Below are 21,184 nucleotides of genomic sequence, written 5' to 3'. Positions count from 1 at the left end.
ATGACAGGCCGGTTCTGGCCTGCATTTCAAAACGTGCGTCGCGGTCAGGGCGCTCAGTCGTATCAAGGAGCCCTGTGCAATGACGCGCACTCGAAAAGTAATTGCCTGGACCCTCGCCAGCTTGTTAGTCCTGCTGGCGGTGCTGGTTTTGATCATCGTGTTCTTCGATTGGAACCGCATTAAACCCCCGCTCAATGCCAAGGTGTCCGAGGAGTTGCACCGTCCGTTCGCCATCAACGGCAACCTGGCTGTGGTCTGGCAGCGCGAGCCCGAGGAAGGCGGCTGGCGCGCGTGGGTGCCCTGGCCGCATGTGGTGGCCGAGGACCTGAGCCTGGGCAACCCCGAGTGGTCGAAGCAGCCCCAGATGGTCACGCTCAAGCGCGTGGAGTTGCGCATTTCGCCCCTGGCCTTGCTGGCGCAGCGTGTGGTCATCCCGAGAATTGACCTGACCGGGCCCAATGCCGATCTGCAGCGCCTGGCCGACGGTCGTGCGAACTGGACGTTCCAGTTCGATCCCAAGGATCCCGATGCCGAACCGTCCAGTTGGGTGGTGGACATTGGCGCCATTGGTTTCGACAAGGGCCACGTTACCCTCGATGACCAGAGCCTGAAAACCCAACTTGATGTGCTGATCGATCCACTCGGCAAGCCAATCCCGTTCAGCGATATCGTCGGCGAAAAGGCGGCAAAGACTGCGCAGGACAAGGGCGCTGCGCCGCAGGATTACGCGTTTGGTATCAAGATCAAGGGTCAATATCACCAGCAAAAGCTCAACGGCGAAGGCAAGATCGGCGGCTTGCTGGCGTTGCAGGACTCAGACAGACCGTTTCCACTGCAGGCCAAGGTTAATATTGCCGACACCCGGGTGGAACTCGCCGGCACCCTGACCGATCCGCTTAACCTTGGCGCACTGGATCTACGCCTGAAGCTGGCGGGCGCGAGCCTGGGCAACCTGTATCCACTGACGGGCGTCACACTTCCGGACACCCCGCCTTATGCTACGGACGGCCATTTGATCGCCAAGCTGCATGAGCCTGGCGGTGCGCTGTTCCGCTATGAAGAATTCAACGGCAAGATTGGCGAAAGCGATATTCACGGCAGCCTGGCCTACCTGGCCGGTAAGCCACGACCCAAACTCAGCGGCGCACTGGTTTCCAACCAATTGCTGTTTGCCGACCTCGCGCCGCTGATTGGTGCGGATTCCAACGCCAAACAGAAAGCACGTGGTGGCGAAAGCAAGCAGCCGACCGACAAGGTGCTGCCAGTCGAGGAGTTCAAGACTGAACGCTGGCGCGACATGGACGCGGATGTCGAATTCACCGGCAAGCGCATCGTCCACAGCGAAAAACTGCCCTTTAACGACCTGTACACCCACCTGGTGCTTACCGACGGAGTGCTCAGCCTGGAACCCCTGCGTTTCGGCGTGGCGGGCGGCAAGCTGGATGCGCAGATTCGCCTGAACGGCCGTACCGAGCCCCTGGAGGGCCAGGCAAAGCTGACCGCGCGGGGCTTCAAGCTCAAGGAGCTGTTCCCGACCTTCGAACCGATGAAAACCAGTTTCGGCGAGCTTAATGGCGATGCCGACATCACCGGGCGGGGCAATTCGGTCGCCAAACTCCTCGCGACCTCCAACGGCAATCTGAAGATGCTGATCAACGATGGTGCGATCAGTCGTGAGCTGATGGAACTGGCCGGATTGAATGTGGGTAACTATATAGTCGGCAAGATCTTTGGTGACAAAGAGGTGAAGATCAACTGCGCGGCGGCCGACTTCGATATCAAGACGGGCCTGGCGACGACGCGCCTGTTTGTATTTGATACCGAGAACGCGATCATCTATATCGATGGCACGGCAAACATGGCGACCGAGCAACTGGACCTGGCGATTACCCCGGAATCCAAGGGCTGGCGCTTGATCTCCCTGCGATCTCCCCTGTACGTGCGGGGCAAGTTCATCAAGCCGGATGCGGGTGTGAAGGCGGTACCACTGTTATTGCGTGGTGCCGGCATGGTGGCCCTGGGTGTGATAGCCGCCCCGGCCGCCGGCTTGCTGGCACTGATTGCACCTAGCGGGGGTGAGCCGAATCAGTGCGCGCCACTGCTTGAGCAGATGAAGGCGGGCAAGGCGCCGAAAACTGTAAAGAACTAGGCTGGTGTTGAGGAAGGGCGAGCCTTATCGTCGCTTGGGGGCGATAAGGCTCGTGGGGTTAGAGGTCCTTCAAAATATCGGCCATGTCATCCGCGTGCTCTTCTTCCTGAGCCAGGATGTCTTCGAAAATACGCCGGGTAGTCGGGTCTTTCTCTCCGATGTATTGAATGATTTCCCTGTAGCTATCTATGGCAATTCGCTCGGCCACCAGGTCTTCATAGACCATCTCTTTCAGTGAGTTGCCAGCGACGTATTGCGCATGAGAATTGCGGGACAGCGTGTCAGGGTTGAATTCCGGTTCGCCACCCAGTTGCACAATGCGCTCGGCAAGCCTGTCGGCGTGCTGGCCTTCCTGTTTGGCGTGTTCGAGAAACTCCTCGGCCGCAACGTGGGCTTTCAAGCCGTTGGCCATGAAGTAGTGGCGCTTGTAACGCAACACGCACACCAGTTCAGTGGCCAGCGACTCATTGAGCAGGCGCAGCACTTCGTCGAGGTTGGCGCTGTAGCTTTCGGTCACCGCACCGTTTTCGACGTTCTGCCGGGCGCGGGCGCGGAGGGTGGTTACATCAGACAAATGCATGTCGCTCATCTCGTTCTCCTGGAGGCTAATCCGGTTGGCGTCACGGCTCTGGGGGACGTGATCGCTACTTAAAGTGTGAGTAATGAGTGCGGTGAAAAGTTTTACGGGATTGTCGGCTGTCCGTCCGATGCGCTCTGACGTGGCATCAGGCCCGACAGTCGCACTTCGTCCTGTCGCCACGAAAAGGGCGGTGTGCACCGATGGATGCCGCTTGCTTACTGCCAGGTCTCGGTCGTCGAGTTGTCATCTGTTGCAGTGATGCTTGGCTGAGGTCTTGCATCGCGCTTGCCCTACCTGTCCCTCACAAGGAAGTCCGCCCATGTCGCAAGATTCAGCCCCGCGCTATCCATTGGTGCTGGTCCCGGGAATGCTCGGGTTTGTGCGGTTGCTGCTTTATCCCTACTGGTACGGGATCATCTCGGCGTTGCGCCGCGGTGGTGCAACCGTGTTCGCGGTGCAGGTCTCTCCCCTCAATTCCAGCGAAGTTCGTGGTGAACAGTTGCTGGCGCGGATCGACGAGATTCTGCGGGAAACAGGGGCAGAGAAGGTCAACCTGATCGGCCACAGCCAGGGCTCGCTGACCGCGCGCTATGCCGCTGCCATGCGTCCCGACCGGGTGGCGTCCGTGACATCGGTGGCGGGACCCAATCATGGCTCTGAACTGGCGGACTACCTGGAAAAGCACTATCCGGCGCAGGGCGCCAAGGGGCGAGTGCTCAGCGTGTTGCTGCGGTTGATCGGTGCCTTGATGAGCCTGCTTGAAACGGGCTATCGCGGGCCGAAGTTGCCAGTCGATATCCCGGCTTCCCACCAGTCGCTGACCACGGAGGGGGTGGCGCTGTTCAATCAACGGTATCCCCAGGGCTTGCCGCTGACTTGGGGTGGCCAGGGCCCGGAACTGGTGAATGGGGTGCGGTACTACTCGTGGTCGGGCACTCTGCAACCGGGCAAGACCGATCGTGGGCGCAATCTGATTGACGGGACGAACCGCAGCTGCCGGTTATTCGCCAGGACCTTCGTCCGTGAAGCCGGGCATTGCGACGGCATGGTCGGACGCTACAGCTCGCACCTGGGCACGGTGATTGGCGACAACTATCCGCTGGATCACTTTGACATCGTCAATCAGTCGCTGGGACTGGTGGGCAAGGGCGCCGAACCGATCCGCCTGTTCGTCGAACATGCGGCGCGGCTGAAAGCGGCGGGCTTGTAAGACCAAGATCAAAAGATCGTCCGAAGGCTGCGATCTTTTTCCATCAGGCAACGCTGATTTTTCGCCCCAAAACAGTCGTCCAGCGCTCCGAGAGAATCACCCCACCCAACGTTAAAACCCCACCCACCAAGTGATACAGCGCCAACTGCTCATGCAGCACCACGGCGGCAATCAGCGCGGTAATCAACGGCAGCAAATTGAAAAACAAGGTGGTCCGGCTCGGCCCCAGGCGTACTACGGCCTGCATCCAGGCCAAAGGGGCCAGCATCGAAGCCAGCAGGCAGGCGTACAGCACCAGCGGGATATTCTGCAGCGTCGGGCCGATTTTCGGCGAGGCAATAAACAGCGGCAACAACACGACTATCGCCACCAGCACCTGCAAATACAGCAGCACCAGCGGCGGCAAGCGCAGTTGCCACTTCTTCAGCAGCGTGCTGTAGATCGCGTAAGCCAGGGTGGCCACCAGCATCATTGCATCACCCAGGTTCACTCCGTGCTCCAGCAATACCCCGAGACTGCCGGAGGACACCACGACCAGCACGCCGGCAAACGACAGCACGGCACCGGCCAGCGCCCCCGCAGTCAGGCGCTGGCCCAGGCTGGCGATCGCCATGGCCAGCGACATCAACGGCATCAGCGACAGGATGATCCCCATGTTGGTAGCCGACGTCAGCGTGGCGGCGAAGTACGCCAGGCTCTGATAAACAGCCATGCCCAGCACCCCGAGCACGAAAATTCGCCCCAGGTTCGGACGGATCAGCGGCCAGTGGGCGATGACCGGTTTAAGCATGAATGGAGTGAACAGGACACCGGCCAGCAGCCAGCGGTAGAAACCGATCTCGGCCGGAAATATCGCCCCTACGGCGAGTTTGTTGATGACGGTGTTGCCCGCCCAGATAAAGATCGCGAGCAGGGGGTAAGCGTATTGCATCAGGAACAACCAGAACATTAATGAGGGGGGATTATCCCCGCCTGCGCAGCGCATATCCATGCCGTCGGGCCTGGGGCGCAAAATGTCCGCCACAACGTGAAAGCAGGAAGGTGTAACAGGTGTTGTCTACACTCCAGCACAAGGCCGCGTTCCTCCCTGCGGCGACCAGGAGAAAACTCCATGAAGATGTTGCGTGCCCCCGTATTGATGATCGGCTTGCTGCTCTGCTCTCAGGGTTTCGCGGCCACGGCCCAACAGAACAAAATGACCACTTGCAACGCCGACGCTACGGCCAAGAGCTTGAAGGGGGATGAGCGCAAGGCCTTCATGAGCACCTGCCTGAAGGCGGCGCCGGCGGCCAACGATGACGGCAAGGCGCTGACCCCGCAGCAGGAAAAGATGAAAACCTGCAACGCCACGGCGGCCACCCAGGCGCTCAAAGGCGATGCGCGCAAGGCATTCATGAGCGAGTGCCTGAAGAAAAAATAATGCGCTGTGGGTGATGGCCTCGTCGCGGGCAGGTCTTGTTCCCGCAGGAGCGCTGCGTGTTCGCCGGATTTGCAGACACTGGAGATCGTAGTCGGAGCCGGCGGTGCGACGTTCGACTTGCCCGCGCCGAGGCCCGCAGGCCCCACACAGCCCGACAAAAGTCTCCCCCACATTTCCTAGTGCTGGGTTCGGAACGCTGGCAGACTGCCAATCCTTTTTACGCCGTTCGTTTTGAGGCTGTATGCCAACGTTTTCTCAACGCCAAGTCTTGCTGGTCATCAGTTGGGTCATCATCTTTGGTGGCTTGCTGTTGGTGATTCCCCTGCGCCTGCTGCCAAGCCTGCTGGCCGGGTTACTGGTGTTTGAACTGGTCAACATGCTGACCCCGCAGCTGCAGCGGCTGATCGAAGGTCGACGCGCCCGCTGGTTGGCGGTGGCGTTGCTGGGCACGCTGGTGGTCAGTGTGCTGGCATTGATTTTTGCCGGTGCGATCAGCTTCCTGTTGCACGAGGCGGAGAACCCCGGTGCCTCTCTCGACAAGTTCATGGGCGTGGTCGATCGCGCCCGCGGGCAGTTGCCGCCGTTCATCGATGTCTATTTGCCGGCCAGTGCTGCCGAATTCCGCGTGGCAATCGGCGAGTGGATGAGCAAACACCTGAGCGATTTGCAGCTGGTTGGCAAGGATGCGGCGCACATGTTCGTGACGCTGCTGATCGGTATGGTGCTGGGCGCGATCATCGCCCTGCAGCGGATTCCGGACCTGACCAAACGCAAGCCGCTGGCCGCCGCGCTGTTTGATCGCCTGCACCTGCTGGTGCAGGCATTCCGCAATATCGTCTTCGCGCAGATCAAGATTTCCCTGCTCAACACCTTCTTCACCGGAATCTTCCTGGCGGTGGTGCTGCCGATGTTCGGCATCCAGCTGCCATTGACCAAAACCCTGATCGTCCTGACCTTCCTGCTGGGCTTGTTGCCGGTGATTGGCAACCTGATGTCCAACACCCTGATCACCATCGTCGGCTTGTCACTGTCGATCTGGGTGGCATTGGCGGCGCTGGGTTACCTGATCGTTATCCACAAGCTCGAATACTTCCTCAACGCCCGCATCGTCGGTGGGCAGATCAGCGCCAAGTCGTGGGAGTTGCTCTTGGCGATGCTGGTGTTCGAGGCCGCATTCGGCCTGCCGGGGGTGGTGGCGGGGCCGATTTACTACGCGTATCTGAAGAGTGAGTTGAAGCAGGTGGGGATGGTTTGACCAGGTAGGGATGTGTTGCCTGATCTGACGCCATCGCGCACAAGTCGGCTCCCACAGGTTTCAGGTAAGGCACAAAACCTGTGGGAGGGTGGCTTGCCCGCGATGCAGGCGACTCGTTTTTTGATCAGTCCATGCTGCCGTAACGCTTGCTGGCCTCAATCGCCAACCCGCTACCAATGCTGCCAAAGATATTCCCTTCGACGTGCCGGGCATTGGGCAGCATGTCCGAGACGCTGGTGCGCAACGCCGGGATCCCGCTAGAACCCCCGGTAAAGAACACCGTATCCACTTGATCAACCCGCACGTTGGCGTCGTTGAGCATCTGGGTCACGCTGTTGCGCACGCGCTCCAGCAGCGCTTCGATGGCTGATTCGAACAGCGCCCGGGTCAATTCCACGCTCAAACCCGGCTCAATGCGGTCCAGCGGAACATGACGGTGCTCGGCATGGGTCAGCTGGATCTTGGTTTCTTCCACTTCCATGGCCAGCCAGTGCCCGGCGCGCTGGTCGATCAACTTGAACAGGCGGTCAATGCCGCCGGTGTCCTCGATGTCATAGCGCATGCTGCCCAGGGCCAGGGTGGACTTCTGCGAGTACACCGAGTTGATGGTGTGCCAGGTCGCCAGGTTCATGTGGTGGCTGGTGGGCATGTACGCGCCGCTCTTCATCCGGCTGCCGTAGCCGAACAGCGGCATCAGGCCTTGCAGGCTGAGCTGCTTGTCGAAATCGGTACCGCCGATGTGCACGCCGCCGGTGGCGAGAATGTCATCGTGGCGGTTGTCGTTGTGGCGACGGTCGGGCGACAGGCGCACCAGCGAGAAGTCCGAGGTACCACCGCCGATGTCGACGATCAGCACCAGCTCTTCTTTCTCGATGGTCGACTCATAGTCGAACGCGGCGGCAATCGGCTCGTACTGGAACGACACATCCTTGAAGCCAATGGCCCGGGCCACGTCGACCAGGGTGTTTTCAGCTTCCTGGTCGGCCATTTCATCGTCATCGACGAAGAACACCGGACGGCCCAGCACCACTTCCTCGAACTCCCGGCCTGCGGCGGTTTCGGCACGCTTTTTCAACTGGCCGATAAACAGCCCGAGCAGGTCCTTGAACGGCATCGCGGTGCCGAGGACGCTGGTGTCGTGCTTGATCAGTTTGGAGCCCAGCAGGCTCTTGAGCGAGCGCATCAGCCGGCCTTCGTAGCCTTCCAGGTACTCGTGCAGGGCCAGGCGGCCGTACACCGGGCGGCGTTCTTCCATATTGAAGAAGACCACCGATGGCAGGGTGATCTTGTCGTCCTCCAGCGCGATCAGCGTTTCCATGCCGGGCCGAATCCAGCCGACGGTGGAGTTGGACGTGCCAAAGTCGATACCACAGGCACGAGCTGGAGATGCGTTTTTCATGTCTTTCGAGTTCCGGTTAAAAAACGGCCGCGCAGTGTATGTCACTGCGGCACAGATTCGAAGGCCGACTATCCGCTAAATCGAAGCGAATAGCGTCTTGAAAGACTATCCTTTGCCCCAAACTTGTCTGCATCGAGCCTGCGGCGCATGCTGCGGGTGGCAGAACGAATTTGATAACGGATGGTGATCCTTAGATGGACTTCAAAGACTATTACAAGATTCTCGGTGTGGAGCCGACAGCTGACGATAAGGCCATCAAGGCGGCCTATCGCAAGCTGGCGCGCAAATATCACCCCGATGTCAGTAAGGAAAAGGACGCCGAGGCCAAATTCAAAGACGCCTCGGAGGCCTATGAAGCGCTGAAAAGCGCCGACAAACGCGCCGAATATGATGACTTGCGCAAGTACGGCCAGCATGGCCAGCCATTCCAGGGCCCGCCAGGTTGGCAGGGGCGTGGGGACGGCGGCTTTGGAGGGGGTCAGGACACGGGCGATTTTTCGGACTTCTTCAGTTCGATCTTCGGCAACCGTGGTCCCGGTTTTGGTGGTGCACAGCCGGGCCGCAGTGCCGGGCGTCGAGGGCAAGACGTGGAAATGGAATTACCGGTTTTTCTGGAAGAGACCCTCTCGAACGAATCGAAGAAGGTCAGTTTCCAGGTGCCGCAGTACAACGCTGCCGGCCAGCACGTCAGTAACACCAGCAAGAGCCTGAACGTGAAGATTCCGGCCGGCGTGACCGACGGCGAGCGCATCCGGCTCAAGGGCCAGGGCGCACCGGGTGTGGGTGGCGGCGCCAATGGCGACCTGTACCTGATCATCCGTTTCGCCCCGCACCCCAAGTACGATGTCGAGGGCGAAAACCTGATCATCACGTTGCCCCTGGCCCCGTGGGAGTTGGCGCTGGGCACCGAGGTCGCAGTGCCGACCCTCACCGGCAAGATCAACCTCAAGGTCCCGGCAGGCAGCCAGAACGGCCAGCGCATGCGCGCCAAGGGCCACGGCCTGCTGAACAAGGCCGGCGAACGCGGCTACCTGTTTATCCAGCTCAAGGCCGTGATGCCCAAAGCCGCCAGCGACGAGGTCAAGGCGCTGTGGCAGGAACTGGCAGAGAAAGCTGCGTTCAACCCAAGAGAGAACTTCTGAGTCAACAGACGGAGTAGCCCATCATGAGCAACCCCCTGATCGTTCATCTGGACCTGGCCGAATTCTGCGAAGCGACCGACTTATCGGACGTCTACGTGATCGAAATCGTCGAGCACGGCATCCTCGAACCTCAGGGCTCGGTGCCCAAGGATTGGCGATTCAACGACTACGAACTGGCCCTGGCGAAACGCGCCGCAAAGCTGCGGCGCGATCTGGAGCTGGGATGGGAAGGGGTTGCCCTGGCGCTGGAGTTGCTGGAGGAGGTGCAGCAGCTTCGGGCGGAAAACCGGATGTTGAAGCAGCGGTTGGGGCGGTTGCTGGTTGAGTAGGTAGCCGGCTTGGGCACAGGGACGCTTGAGGGCATCCCGTTCTGGCGTAACGCTGGCAACCCCTCAAATGTTGCGGGGCAACACTACCGTGAACAGCGTGCCGTCAGTTTCGTTGGAACTCACCTCGATCGTACCGGAATGGGCTTGCACCACTTCATTGACGATAAAAAGCCCCAAACCAAGGCTGGTGGACGGCTGGCCCAGTTCTTCGTCGGCGCTGCGTACCAGTGGGTCGAAGATGGTGCCGATGGCCTCTTCAGAAATCGGTTTGCCGAAGTTATGCACCGTCAGGCACACCGCCTCGGGTTCGCCGGCCAGGGTGATGGTGACATCCCGTTTGTTCAGGCCGTGTTGCAGGGCGTTGCCGATCAGGTTCTGCAACAGTTGATCAAGCCGTCCGCGATCCCAGTTGCCCTGGGTGTTGCCCGAGATGACCAGTTTCGGGTCGCACTCAGGGTTGCCGGCGCACGCCTCGCCAATGGCCGCGTGGGCGGCATCGGCCAGGTCCATCGGCGCGGGTTCGATCGGCAGGCTCTTGCCCAGGCGGCTGCGTACCAGTTCGAGCAGATCGCTGACCATCACGGCCATGTGCCGGGCGCCACGCTTGATGTTGTGGGCGCAGGCCAGGGCATCGCCCTCAAGCTTGACCTTGCGCAGTAACAATTCCGTGGACATGCTCACCGCCTGCAAGGGTGCGCGCAGGTCATGGCCAAGTATCGCCAGGAAGATGTCCCTGGAGCGGTCGACCTGTTCGGCATAGGCGGCCGTGGACTCCGCCAGGGCTTCGTCAATGGCTTCGTTGAAACGGATCATGTCCTGGAAGTAGGCGAGGTCCGGTGAGTCCAGGCTCCCGACCCACAGCCGGATCACGCAGGCGCGCAGGTGACGGAATTCGCTGGTCATCTGCACCAGGTCAAAACCCACCGTGTGCCGCAGCTCACCGTGGCTGGCTCCGGCCTCATCCAGGCTTGGGGTTTTCTCGGGTCCCTCGCCTTTGGCCTTGGCCATTTGCTCGCTGGCACTTTGTGCGGTGGTCATATCCCGCGCTGCGGCCAGCAGGATGACCCGGGCATGGTCGCGCAAAGCGACGCTGTCCATGTGCTCGGCAGCGGGGGTGATGGTGCTGGCGAACTGCTCCCATTCATCGACGATACGGTCTACGTGTTGCCTGATGAATTCGGGTAGGCGCATGGCCAGATTCCTGAGGGAGAAGTCTGGCGCATCTTAGCCCCTTTGGCGGGCACTAAAAACTACCATTACGCGGCGAGAGCCTCGATCAGGAAATGTTCTGCGGTCACTGCAGCGGTTGGAGATCCTTTTCACCTTTAAAACGGCCACCTGATCGGCCGTTGCTGCAGGCAGGAACCTGGCATGCCGGATTCCTGCCTGCTCAACGTGGGGTCAGAACAGGAAATAGCGCTGCGCCATCGGCAGCACATCCGCTGGTTCACACCACAGCAACACACCGTCGGCCTTGACTTGATAGGTCTGCGGATCGACGTCGATGGTCGGCAGATAATCATTGTGGATCAGGTCGGTTTTCTGCACCTCACGGCAGCCTTTGACCACGGCGATTTTCTTCTTCAAGCCAAGCGCCTCGGGTAGGCCGGCGTCGTGCGCTGCCTGGCTGATAAAAGTCAGGCTGGTGGCGTGCAGCGAGCCGCCATAGCTGGCGAACATCGGGCGGTAGTGCACCGGTTGCGGTGTGGGTATCGACGCATTGGCGTCGCCCATCAGGCTGGCCGCGATCGCACCGCCTTTGAGGATCAGCGTCGGCTTGACCCCGAAAAAAGCTGGCCGCCAGAGCACCAGGTCGGCCCATTTACCCACTTCGATCGAGCCCACTTCATGGCTGACGCCGTGAGTGATCGCCGGGTTGATGGTGTACTTGGCGATGTAGCGCTTGGCGCGGAAGTTATCGTTGCCGGGACCATCCCCGGGCAGCGCGCCGCGTTGCTTTTTCATCTTGTCGGCGGTCTGCCAGGTTCGGGTGATCACTTCACCGACTCGCCCCATGGCCTGGCTGTCGGAGCTGATCATCGAGAACGCTCCGAGGTCGTGGAGGATGTCTTCGGCGGCAATGGTTTCGCGGCGGATGCGGCTTTCGGCGAAGGCCACGTCTTCGGCGATGCCGGGGTCCAGGTGGTGGCAGACCATCAGCATGTCCAGGTGTTCGTCGATGGTGTTGCGGGTGAACGGCCGGGTCGGGTTGGTCGAGCTAGGCAACACGTTGGCAAAGCCGCAGGCCTTGATGATGTCTGGTGCGTGACCACCACCGGCGCCTTCGGTGTGGTAGGTGTGGATAGTGCGCCCCTTGAACGCGGCAAGTGTGGTTTCGACGAAGCCCGACTCGTTGAGCGTGTCGGTATGGATCGCCACCTGCACGTCGTACTGGTCGGCGACGTTGAGGCAGTTGTCGATGCTCGCCGGCGTGGTGCCCCAGTCTTCATGCAGCTTGAGGCCGATGGCGCCGGCCTTGACCTGTTCGATCAGCGGCTCCGGCAGGCTGGCGTTGCCCTTGCCGGTGAGGCCGATGTTCATCGGGAACGCGTCCGCTGCCTGAAGCATCCGTGCCAGGTGCCACGGCCCGGAGGTGCAGGTGGTGGCGTTGGTGCCGGTGGCCGGGCCAGTGCCACCGCCGATCATGGTGGTAACGCCACTCATCAACGCCTCTTCGATCTGCTGCGGGCAGATGAAGTGGATGTGGGTGTCGATGCCGCCAGCGGTGAGGATCATGCCTTCGCCGGCGATGATTTCGGTGCTGGCGCCGATGGCAATGGTCACGTCGGGTTGCACGTCCGGGTTGCCCGCTTTGCCGATGCCGGCGATGCGTCCATCCTTGAGGCCGACATCGGCTTTGACGATGCCCCAATGGTCGATGATCAGTGCATTGGTAATCACAGTGTCGGCGACCTCAGCGGCCAAGAGCTGGCTCTGGCCCTGCCCGTCGCGGATGACTTTGCCGCCGCCGAACTTTACTTCTTCGCCGTAGGTGGTGAAGTCTTTTTCCACTTCAATCCACAGTTCGGTGTCCGCCAGGCGGACCTTGTCACCAACGGTGGGGCCGAACATGTCGGCGTAGGCTTGTTTGGAAATTTTCATGCGCATGCCTTGGGGTTCAATTGTGTTTTAGGCTCACCTGTGGGAGCAAGGCTTGCCCGCGATGGGGCCATTGCAAGCACCGCATTGCTCAAAGGTCACCCATGATCCGCCCGGCAAACCCGAACACCCGGCGATTTCCCGCCAGGTCGACCAGCTCGACCTCCCGACTCTGCCCCGGTTCGAAACGCACGGCAGTGCCGGCAGGGATGTTCAGGCGCATGCCGCGACTGGCCGCACGGTCGAAGGTGAGCGCGTCGTTGGTTTCAAAAAAATGGTAATGCGAGCCAACCTGAATTGGCCGGTCGCCGCTATTGGCCACTTTCAGGCTGATCGTGCGGCGGCCTGTGTTGAGTTCGATGTCGCCGGGCTGGATCTGGTATTCACCGGGAATCATCAATGGGCTCCTTGCAGAATCTTGTAGTAGAGGGCGGTCGGCTTGTACTGGCCGCTCGGGTCGCAGGCGTAGTCGGGGATCTGGCCGGCACGGGTGTAGCCCAGCGCCTTGTAGAAGTCTTCGGCCGGTGAGCCGGCCTCGGTATCGAGGTACAGCATGCCGCGCTTGTGCTGCAGTGCGGCGGTCTCCAGGGCGGTCATCAACTGTTGCCCCAGGCCACGACGTCGCGCGTGCTCGCGCACCAGCAGTTTTTGCACTTCGGCACGGTTCAGGCCATTGGCTTTCTGGCACAGGGTCAGCTGTACGCTGGCTTGCACCTGTTCGTCCTTGACCACCACCCAGAGCAGTACATTGCCCTTGTTCAGGTTGTCCTGGACTTCGTCGAAATAGGCGCGGGCCTGCACCGCGTCCAGGTTCGCCATGAATCCGACACTGGCGCCATAACCCACTGCATCGAGCAGCAGATCGATCAGTCCCTGGCGATAGTGCGCGAAGCTTTCAACATTGACGCGGCGCAGTTGAGCGGCGTTCATCGGGGCGTTACTCCTTGCTGGCGATCGGCGGTTGCGCGCCAGGATTGAGCGTCAGTTGCATGAAGGTCAGGTCCAGCCAGCGGCCGAACTTGGTGCCGACCTGGGGCATCTGGCCGGTGGTGATAAAACCGGCGCGCTCATGCAGACGAATGGAAGCGGCGTTACCGCTTTCGATGGCGGCCACCATGATGTGCTTGTCACAGCCTTTGGCGCGCTCGATCAGCACGGTCATCAGCTGCGGGCCGAGGCCGTTGCCACGCTGGTCGCTGCGCACATACACCGAGTGTTCCACCGTGTGGCGGAAACCGTCGAACGGTCGCCAGTCACCGAATGAAGCGTAGCCCAGTACAGTGTTGTCGCCGTCGACGATGACCAGAATCGGATAACCCTGTGACTGCCGGGCGCTGAACCAGGCCTGGCGGTTTCCCAGGTCGACCGCCTGCTCGTTCCAGATGGCCGTGGTGTTCAGTACGGCATCGTTGTAGATATCGCGGATCGCAGGCAGGTCGGCGTGGACGGCATCGCGGATGTGGAAAGTCATGACGCGTCCTCAGGCGATGGGTTGGTGAACGGTCACCAGTTTGGTGCCGTCGGGAAACGTTGCCTCCACCTGGATTTCCGGGATCATTTCCGGGATGCCTTCCATCACTTGTTCGCGACTGAGCAGTGTGGTGCCGAAATGCATGAGCTGCGCCACGGTCTGACCGTCGCGCGCGCCTTCGAGCAGCGCGGCGGAGATGTAGGCCATGGCTTCCGGGTAATTGAGTTTCACGCCGCGTGCCAAACGTCGCTCGGCCACCAGGCCGGCGGTGAAGATCAGCAGCTTGTCTTTTTCGCGTGGGGTCAGGTCCATTGTTGGAATCCATCTTGGGCAGTAAAAAATTCGGATCTGTTCACAGGTAACCTTGTGGAAGCTGGCTTGCCAGCGATGGCGTCGGCACATTCACCCCATCAGGCGCCTGACCGGCCGCCATCGCCGGCAAGCCGGCTCCTGCAAATGACGTGTTCAGGTGCTCCATATTCTCGGTGGCAGCGCTTCGCGGCCTAACAACGCCGGCCTGAGCAATCGCCATAAATCAATCATCCAACTGCGGGCCAACAGGGCTTCGCTGGCCAGGCATCGGGCGACCAGAAGTCCCGGTAACTGGGTTAAATCCCCGCGGACGTCGTTGGGTAGAGAGCGGCATTTTTCCAGCAAGTCATTGTCGATCTCACCCGTTACCAGCAGCGTCGCAAACACCGGTCGCCCGTCCAGCCCGATAGGCGAGTCAAGCAAGCCGTCATCCCCGACAATGCGCTGGCGTTCGTGCCAGAGCAACTGGCCGTCGCGACGGATGTCGAGTTGCGCCTGGAAATGCCCCAGGTCAAAGCGCTCGCCACTGGCCGGCCGTCCCAATGCCACGACGTCCCAGTAGAACAGGCGCGCATCGCCTTCCAGGTCGATGGACGTGCTGAGCTCTGCCTGCGCGGCGCTGAAAATGATGGTCTCCTGGGGCAACCACTCCAGTGTCGCGCCTGCGCTGACTTTCAAGTCGAGTTGCTGATAGGCGGGCCCTGCGGCGCGATACCATTTGGCCGCGCCGGGGCTGGTGATTTGCGCCCAGGCATCGCGACCCACGCTGGCGCTGATGTCCAGTCTATCCCCGCCGGCAATACCTCCTGGCGGGTGCACGATGATGTGCTGGCACACTTCGGGGCCTTCGGCATACAGGTGTTTTTGCACCCGCAACGGGCCCATGTGGCGGCGCTGTACCGGGCGCGTGCTGTCGCCAAATCTGGCATAGCCCAGTTCCAGCTCGGCGTGCCAGCTCGGGGTAAACAGGGCAGGGGAAACAGGTAAGTTCATAAGTACCAATGATCGTCTGGACGCTGCAGATTAGATGGTTACCAGGCCGCGCACACCTTCGGCTTCCATGTTTTCGCCGCGCCCCTGCTGCACGATCTCGCCGCGGGACATCACCAGGTACTGATCGGCAAGTTCGGCAGCAAAATCGTAGAACTGCTCGACCAGCAAAATAGCCATGTCCCCGCGGGCGGCAAGCTTCTTGATGACCGCGCCGATTTCCTTGATCACCGAAGGTTGGATACCTTCGGTGGGCTCATCGAGGATCAGCAAGCGTGGGCGACTGGCCAATGCGCGACCGATGGCCAGCTGTTGCTGCTGGCCGCCGGACAAATCGCCACCGCGCCGCTGCTTCATTTGCAGCAACACCGGGAACAGCTCGTAAATGAACGCCGGGACTTCCTTCGCTTCGCTGCCGGGAAAGCGTGACAGACCCATCAGCAGGTTTTCTTCGACGGTCAGTCGGCCGAAAATTTCCCGACCCTGGGGAACGTAGGCGATTCCGGCGTGTACCCGCTGGTGGGGTTTGAACGTGGTGATCGGTTTACCTTCCCAGTTGACCGCGCCGTCCTTGGCCGGCAGCAGGCCCATCAGGCATTTGAGCAAGGTGGTCTTGCCCACGCCGTTGCGCCCGAGCAGGCAGGTGACTTCGCCGATTTTCACGTCAAACGTCAGGCCGCGCAGGATGTGGCTACCACCGTAGTACTGGTGCAGCTTGTCGACTTGCAGCATTCCAAATTCTCCTCAAAACCCTTGTAGGAGCGAGCTTGCTCGCGATGATCCCGAGATCGAAGCGTTCATTCAGGCAGCCCGCGTAATCGTTGATCTCCATCGCGAGCAAGCTCGCTCCTACGAAGTGCATCAGCGTCCGAGATAAACCTCGATCACCCGCTCATTTTCCTGCACCTGCGCAAGCGACCCTTCGGCCAGCACGCTACCCTGGTGCAGCACCGTTACGTGGTCGGCAATCGAGCCGACAAAACCCATGTCGTGCTCAACCACCATCAGCGAATGCTTACCGGCCAGACGCTTGAACAGCTCAGCGGTGAATTCGGTCTCGGCATCGGTCATGCCCGCCACCGGTTCGTCGAGCAGCAGCAGCTGCGGGTCCTGCATCAGCAACATGCCGATTTCCAGGAACTGCTTCTGACCATGGGACAGCAGGCCCGCCGGACGATTGACCGAACTGGTCAGGCGAATGGTGTCCAGCACCTCGCTGATGCGATCCTTCTGTTCACCGCTGAGGCGAGCCCGCAGGCTGGCCCACACCGACTTGTCGGTTTTCTGCGCCAGTTCAAGGTTTTCAAAGACGCTCAACGCCTCGAACACTGTCGGTTTCTGAAACTTGCGACCGATGCCCGCCTGGGCGATCTGCACTTCGCTCATCTGCGTCAGGTCAAGGGTTTCACCGAACCACGCCTTGCCATGGCTGGGGCGTGTCTTGCCGGTGATCACGTCCATCAAGGTGGTCTTGCCCGCACCGTTGGGTCCGATGATGCAGCGCAACTCGCCGACGCCGATGTACAGGTTCAGGTTGTTCAGCGCCCGGAAGCCATCGAAGCTGACGCTGATGTCTTCCAGGGTCAGGATGGTGCCGTGACGGGTGTTGAGGCCGGGCGTCACGCGCTGGCCGAGGCCGATGGCGTCCCGGCTGCTGCCGGCATCCTTGTTCGGTTCCGGTGGGAAGAAGGCGGGTTCGAGCATGAATTGCGCCGTCGGTGTGATTCTCATTGTTCGCCCCTTTTCTTCAGCAAGCCGATCACACCCTTGGGCAGGTACAGCGTCACGACAATGAACAGTGCGCCGAGGAAAAACAGCCAGTACTCGGGGAAGGCCACGGTGAACCAGCTCTTCATGCCATTCACCACGCCGGCGCCCAGCAGCGGCCCGATCAGCGTGCCGCGCCCACCCAGCGCTACCCAGACAGCGGCTTCGATGGAGTTGGTCGGCGACATTTCACTCGGGTTGATGATGCCGACTTGCGGTACATACAGCGCACCGGCCAGGCCGCACAACACTGCACTCAACACCCACACAAACAGCTTGAAGCCGCGTGGGTCGTAGCCGCAGAACATCAGGCGGTTTTCTGCGTCGCGCAGCGCGGTCAGCACCCGGCCAAATTTGCTTTGCGCCAGGCGCCAGCCGATGTACAGGCTGGCCACCAGTAACAGCACCGTGGCAATAAACAGCACTGCGCGGGTACCGGGTTCGGTGATGCCAAAGCCGAGAATGGTGCGGAAGTTGGTGAAGCCGTTGTTGCCACCGAACCCGGTTTCATTGCGGAAGAACAGCAGCATCCCGGCGAACGTCAGCGCTTGGGTCATGATCGAGAAATACACGCCCTTGATGCGCGAGCGGAAGGCGAAGAAGCCGAACACCAGCGCGAGCAGTCCCGGCGCCAGCACCACCAGGCACATGGCCCAGAGAAAACTGCTGGTGCCGGCCCAGTACCATGGCAATTCGGTCCACGACAGGAACGTCATGAAGGCCGGCAAGCCATCGCCCGAGGCCTGGCGCATCAGGTACATGCCCATCGCATAACCGCCGAGGGCGAAGAACAGGCCGTGGCCCAGGGACAACAGGCCGGCGTAACCCCAGACCAGATCCAGGGCCAGGGCAACGATGGCGTAGCACAGGATCTTGCCCACCAGGGTCAGGGTGTAGGCGGAGACGTGGAACGTACTGTCCGGTGGCAACAGCGAAAGCAACGGCAGTGCCAGCAGCAGCACGAGAATCACCGCACCGACGGCGATCGTGACCTTGGGGCCGGCCTTTTGTGTAGCCGTGAGCATCAGGGGCTGGTTCATCAGTCGATCACCCGTCCTTTCAGTGCAAAGAGGCCTTGCGGACGTTTCTGGATAAACAGAATGATCAGCGCGAGGATCAGGATCTTGCCGAGTACGGCTCCGATTTGTGGTTCGAGAATCTTGTTGGCAATGCCCAGGCCGAATGCGGCAAAGACGCTCCCGGCCAGTTGACCTACGCCGCCGAGCACCACCACCAGGAACGAGTCGATGATGTAGCTCTGGCCAAGGTCAGGGCCTACGTTACCGATCTGGCTCAGGGCCACGCCGCCGAGCCCGGCGATACCGGAGCCGAGCCCGAACGCGAGCATGTCGACGCGACCGGTCGGCACTCCGCAGCAGGCGGCCATGTTGCGATTTTGCGTGACGGCGCGCACGTTCAACCCCAGGCGCGTTTTGTTCAGCAGCAGCCAGGTCAGCACGACCACGAACAGCGCAAACGCGATGATGACGATGCGGTTGTAGGGCAGCACCAGGTTTGGCAGCACCTGAATGCCGCCGGACAACCAGGCCGGGTTGGCCACCTCGACGTTCTGTGCGCCAAACACCAGCCGTACCAACTGGATCAGCATCAGGCTGATGCCCCAGGTGGCGAGCAGGGTTTCCAGTGGGCGCCCATAGAGGTGGCGGATCACTGTGCGCTCCAGTGCCATGCCGATTGCTGCGGTTACAAAAAACGCCACCGGCAGGGCAATCAGCGGGTAGAACTCGATGGCTTGCGGGGCGTAGCGCTGGAACATCAGCTGCACCACATAGGTGGAGTACGCGCCGAGCATCAGCATCTCGCCGTGGGCCATGTTGATCACCCCGAGCAAGCCGAAGGTAATCGCCAGGCCGAGGGCGGCAAGCAGCAGAATCGAGCCCAGGGACATGCCGCTGAACGCCTGGCCGAGGACCTCGCCGATCAGCAGTTTGCGTTTCACTTGGGCCAGGCTGGTTTCGGCGGCGGTACGCACCCCGGCGTCGGCCTCGACGCCCGGTTCCAGCAGGCTTTCAAGGCGGGTGCGGGCCAGCGGGTCGCCGGTTTCCCCAAGCAGGCGCACGGCCGCCAGGCGCACGGCTGGGTCGGTGTCGACCAGCTGCAGGTTGGCCAGGGCCAGGCTCAGGGCCGCGTGGACGTTTTCGTCCGATTCTGCGGCCAGTTGCTGGTCGAGGAATTTCAGTTGCGCCGGTTTGGCGCTTTTCTGCAATTGTTGTGCGGCGGCCAGACGCAGTTTGGCATCGGCGGCGAGCAGTTGGTGGCTGGCCAGTGCGGTGTCGATCAGACCTCGCAGGCGGTTGTTCAGGCGCAGGGTTTTCGGCTGGCCGTCGACGGTCAACTGCCCTTGTTGCAAGGCGTTGATCAGCTCGACACGCGCCGGGTCGGGCTGCGCGGCCCAGGCTTCCAGAAGCTTGGCTTGTTGAACCGGATTGGCGGCGACGAAGTCTTCGACGTCGCCGGCAAAAGTAGCCATCGGCAGCAACAGGAAAGTGATGGCAAGCAGCAAACGATATAGGGACATAGCTACGTCCTGAGAGGCGACGATGGGCCCTGTGGGCGCAAAGCTTGCTCGCGATAGCGCTGTACCAGATGTACCGCCATCGCGAGCAAGCTTTGCTCCCACAGGGTTAGGGGCTTGTTCCTGCTATCTAGTTGCTCTTCACCGCATAATCCGGCTTCTTGTCGTTACCCGAAATGAACGGGCTCCAAGGCTGGGCACGGATCGGGCCTTCGGTCTGCCAGACCACGTTGAACTGACCGTCCGCCTGAATCTCGCCGATCATCACCGGCTTGTGCAGGTGGTGGTTGGTCTTGTCCATGGTCAGCGTGTAGCCGGACGGCGCGGCAAAGGTCTGGCCGGCCAGGGCTTCGCGGACTTTGTCGACGTCGGTGGACTTGGCTTTTTCAGCTGCCTGGGCCCACATGTGAATGCCCACGTAGGTGGCTTCCATTGGGTCGTTGGTGACCGCTTTGTCGGCGCCCGGCAGGTTGTGTTTCTTCGCATAGGCTTTCCAGTCGGCAACGAATTTCTTGTTCGCCGGGTTTTCCACCGACTCGAAGTAGTTCCAGGCCGCGAGGTTACCCACCAGCGGTTTGGTGTCGATGCCGCGCAGTTCCTCTTCACCGACCGAGAACGCTACGACCGGAACGTCGGTAGCCTTCAGGCCCTGGTTGGCCAGCTCTTTGTAGAACGGCACGTTGGAGTCGCCGTTGACGGTAGAGATCACCGCCGTCTTGCCGCCTGCCGAGAATTTCTTGATGTTGGCAACGATGGTTTGGTAGTCGCTGTGGCCGAACGGGGTGTAGACCTCTTCGATGTCCTTGTCCGCCACGCCTTTGGAGTGCAGGAAAGAACGCAGGATCTTGTTGGTGGTGCGCGGGTAGACGTAGTCGGTGCCCAGCAGGAAGTAGCGCTTGGCACTGCCGCCTTCCTCGCTCATCAGGTATTCCACCGCAGGGATCGCCTGCTGGTTCGGCGCTGCGCCGGTGTAGAACACGTTCGGCGACATTTCTTCGCCTTCGTATTGCACCGGGTAGAACAGCAGGCCATTGAGCTCCTCGAATACCGGCAACACTGATTTGCGCGACACCGAAGTCCAGCAACCGAAGACCACGGCGACCTTGTCCTGTGTCAGCAACTGGCGGCCCTTCTCGGCGAACAGCGGCCAGTTCGACGCAGGGTCGACCACTACCGGTTCGAGCATCTTGCCGTTCACGCCGCCCTTGGCGTTGATCTCGTCGATGGTCATCAACGCCATGTCTTTGAGCGAAGTTTCGGAGATTGCCATGGTGCCGGACAATGAGTGCAGAATCCCGACCTTGATGGTCTCGGCGGCCTGGATAGTCCAGGTCATGCCCATTGCGGCGATGCTTGCCGTGAGTGTGAAAGCCTTGATCAAGCTACGACGCTTCATTGTGCAATCTCCATGAACATTAGATATTTTTCTTGGTTGGCAGATGCGGGCTACTGAAGAGTCTTTAGCAAGGGCTGTGCCTGGTCGGCATAAGGCAGGAAAGTGTCGGTTTAGACAGGGTGCGCGGCT

21 protein-coding genes are annotated in these 21,184 nt (G+C 60.8%); 6 read left to right on the top strand and 15 right to left on the bottom strand.

Going from position 1 to position 21,184, the window contains the following annotated elements; genetic code table 11:
- Positions 1 to 79 precede the first annotated feature (79 nt).
- The gene (locus AAEZ09_RS20480; protein WP_350600577.1) at positions 80 to 2,149 is read left to right on the top strand and encodes an AsmA family protein; all 2,070 of its coding nucleotides are present in this window, start codon (positions 80 to 82) and stop codon (positions 2,147 to 2,149) included.
- A 58-nt stretch (positions 2,150 to 2,207) separates the two neighbouring features.
- Here the strand turns inward: AAEZ09_RS20480 and AAEZ09_RS20475 are convergent, their stop codons facing one another.
- Positions 2,208 to 2,738, bottom strand: coding sequence for a ferritin-like domain-containing protein (locus AAEZ09_RS20475; protein ID WP_045058952.1), 531 nt, complete (start codon positions 2,736 to 2,738; stop codon positions 2,208 to 2,210).
- Between the two features lie 310 nt (positions 2,739 to 3,048).
- Between AAEZ09_RS20475 and AAEZ09_RS20470 the strand changes: the two genes are divergently transcribed.
- Positions 3,049 to 3,939: a lipase family alpha/beta hydrolase gene (locus AAEZ09_RS20470; RefSeq protein ID WP_350600575.1), complete on the top strand. Its 891-nt coding sequence runs from the start codon at positions 3,049 to 3,051 to the stop codon at positions 3,937 to 3,939.
- A 43-nt stretch (positions 3,940 to 3,982) separates the two neighbouring features.
- Here the strand turns inward: AAEZ09_RS20470 and AAEZ09_RS20465 are convergent, their stop codons facing one another.
- Positions 3,983 to 4,870, bottom strand: a complete 888-nt coding sequence (locus AAEZ09_RS20465) for a DMT family transporter (RefSeq protein ID WP_350600574.1) — start codon at positions 4,868 to 4,870, stop codon at positions 3,983 to 3,985.
- 180 nt (positions 4,871 to 5,050) lie between these two features.
- On the opposite strand from AAEZ09_RS20465, the gene AAEZ09_RS20460 reads away from it, so the two are divergent.
- The gene (locus AAEZ09_RS20460; protein ID WP_045060367.1) at positions 5,051 to 5,359 is read left to right on the top strand and encodes a PsiF family protein; all 309 of its coding nucleotides are present in this window, start codon (positions 5,051 to 5,053) and stop codon (positions 5,357 to 5,359) included.
- Positions 5,360 to 5,600: 241 nt separating this feature from the next.
- The gene (locus AAEZ09_RS20455) at positions 5,601 to 6,614 is read left to right on the top strand and encodes an AI-2E family transporter (protein WP_045060366.1); all 1,014 of its coding nucleotides are present in this window, start codon (positions 5,601 to 5,603) and stop codon (positions 6,612 to 6,614) included.
- 124 nt (positions 6,615 to 6,738) lie between these two features.
- Here AAEZ09_RS20455 and AAEZ09_RS20450 read toward each other — a convergent pair whose 3' ends face one another.
- Complete coding sequence (locus AAEZ09_RS20450) at positions 6,739 to 8,013, bottom strand: Hsp70 family protein (protein WP_045060365.1); 1,275 nt, start codon at positions 8,011 to 8,013, stop codon at positions 6,739 to 6,741.
- A gap of 194 nt (positions 8,014 to 8,207) precedes the next feature.
- On the opposite strand from AAEZ09_RS20450, the gene AAEZ09_RS20445 reads away from it, so the two are divergent.
- Both AAEZ09_RS20445 and AAEZ09_RS20440 read left to right on the top strand, forming a co-directional pair.
- Positions 8,208 to 9,155, top strand: coding sequence for a DnaJ C-terminal domain-containing protein (locus AAEZ09_RS20445; protein WP_350600572.1), 948 nt, complete (start codon positions 8,208 to 8,210; stop codon positions 9,153 to 9,155).
- Between the two features lie 23 nt (positions 9,156 to 9,178).
- Positions 9,179 to 9,484 (top strand): chaperone modulator CbpM, encoded by a 306-nt coding sequence (locus AAEZ09_RS20440; protein ID WP_350600571.1) that lies wholly within the window; start codon positions 9,179 to 9,181, stop codon positions 9,482 to 9,484.
- 63 nt (positions 9,485 to 9,547) lie between these two features.
- On the opposite strand, the gene AAEZ09_RS20435 is transcribed toward AAEZ09_RS20440, so the two are convergent.
- The 12 genes from AAEZ09_RS20435 to urtA all read right to left on the bottom strand — a co-directional run bounded on the left by AAEZ09_RS20435 (position 9,548) and on the right by urtA (position 21,055).
- Entirely contained in the window at positions 9,548 to 10,675 is a 1,128-nt protein-coding gene (locus AAEZ09_RS20435; protein WP_205891991.1) for a sensor histidine kinase, read from the bottom strand.
- A gap of 210 nt (positions 10,676 to 10,885) precedes the next feature.
- Entirely contained in the window at positions 10,886 to 12,586 is a 1,701-nt protein-coding gene (gene ureC / locus AAEZ09_RS20430; protein ID WP_045060368.1) for an urease subunit alpha, read from the bottom strand.
- Positions 12,587 to 12,674: 88 nt separating this feature from the next.
- Complete coding sequence (locus AAEZ09_RS20425; protein WP_045060361.1) at positions 12,675 to 12,980, bottom strand: urease subunit beta; 306 nt, start codon at positions 12,978 to 12,980, stop codon at positions 12,675 to 12,677.
- A complete protein-coding gene (locus AAEZ09_RS20420; protein WP_045060360.1) occupies positions 12,980 to 13,513 on the bottom strand; it encodes a GNAT family N-acetyltransferase in 534 nt (177 codons plus the stop codon). The genes AAEZ09_RS20425 and AAEZ09_RS20420 overlap by 1 nt, the downstream gene beginning before the upstream one ends.
- Before the next feature lie 7 nt (positions 13,514 to 13,520).
- Positions 13,521 to 14,054: a GNAT family N-acetyltransferase gene (locus AAEZ09_RS20415; protein ID WP_350600569.1), complete on the bottom strand. Its 534-nt coding sequence runs from the start codon at positions 14,052 to 14,054 to the stop codon at positions 13,521 to 13,523.
- A gap of 9 nt (positions 14,055 to 14,063) precedes the next feature.
- A complete protein-coding gene (locus tag AAEZ09_RS20410) occupies positions 14,064 to 14,366 on the bottom strand; it encodes an urease subunit gamma (RefSeq protein WP_045060358.1) in 303 nt (100 codons plus the stop codon).
- A gap of 153 nt (positions 14,367 to 14,519) precedes the next feature.
- Positions 14,520 to 15,359: an urease accessory protein UreD gene (locus AAEZ09_RS20405; protein ID WP_045060357.1), complete on the bottom strand. Its 840-nt coding sequence runs from the start codon at positions 15,357 to 15,359 to the stop codon at positions 14,520 to 14,522.
- Between the two features lie 30 nt (positions 15,360 to 15,389).
- Positions 15,390 to 16,088: an urea ABC transporter ATP-binding subunit UrtE gene (urtE, locus tag AAEZ09_RS20400; RefSeq protein WP_045060356.1), complete on the bottom strand. Its 699-nt coding sequence runs from the start codon at positions 16,086 to 16,088 to the stop codon at positions 15,390 to 15,392.
- A gap of 129 nt (positions 16,089 to 16,217) precedes the next feature.
- Positions 16,218 to 17,087, bottom strand: coding sequence for an urea ABC transporter ATP-binding protein UrtD (gene urtD / locus AAEZ09_RS20395; RefSeq protein ID WP_045060355.1), 870 nt, complete (start codon positions 17,085 to 17,087; stop codon positions 16,218 to 16,220).
- Entirely contained in the window at positions 17,084 to 18,163 is a 1,080-nt protein-coding gene (urtC, locus tag AAEZ09_RS20390; RefSeq protein ID WP_045060354.1) for an urea ABC transporter permease subunit UrtC, read from the bottom strand. Before urtC ends, urtD begins: the two co-directional genes overlap by 4 nt.
- A complete protein-coding gene (gene urtB, locus AAEZ09_RS20385; RefSeq protein ID WP_045060353.1) occupies positions 18,163 to 19,662 on the bottom strand; it encodes an urea ABC transporter permease subunit UrtB in 1,500 nt (499 codons plus the stop codon). The genes urtC and urtB overlap by 1 nt, the downstream gene beginning before the upstream one ends.
- A 127-nt stretch (positions 19,663 to 19,789) precedes the next feature.
- Positions 19,790 to 21,055: an urea ABC transporter substrate-binding protein gene (urtA, locus tag AAEZ09_RS20380; RefSeq protein ID WP_045060352.1), complete on the bottom strand. Its 1,266-nt coding sequence runs from the start codon at positions 21,053 to 21,055 to the stop codon at positions 19,790 to 19,792.
- Between the last annotated feature and the right edge of the window lie 129 nt (positions 21,056 to 21,184).

Source organism: Pseudomonas sp. 65/3-MNA-CIBAN-0223 (assembly GCF_040310425.1).
Classification (GTDB): Bacteria; Pseudomonadota; Gammaproteobacteria; order Pseudomonadales; family Pseudomonadaceae; genus Aquipseudomonas; species Aquipseudomonas gregormendelii.
This window is presented reverse-complemented; position numbering and strand designations above follow the sequence as displayed.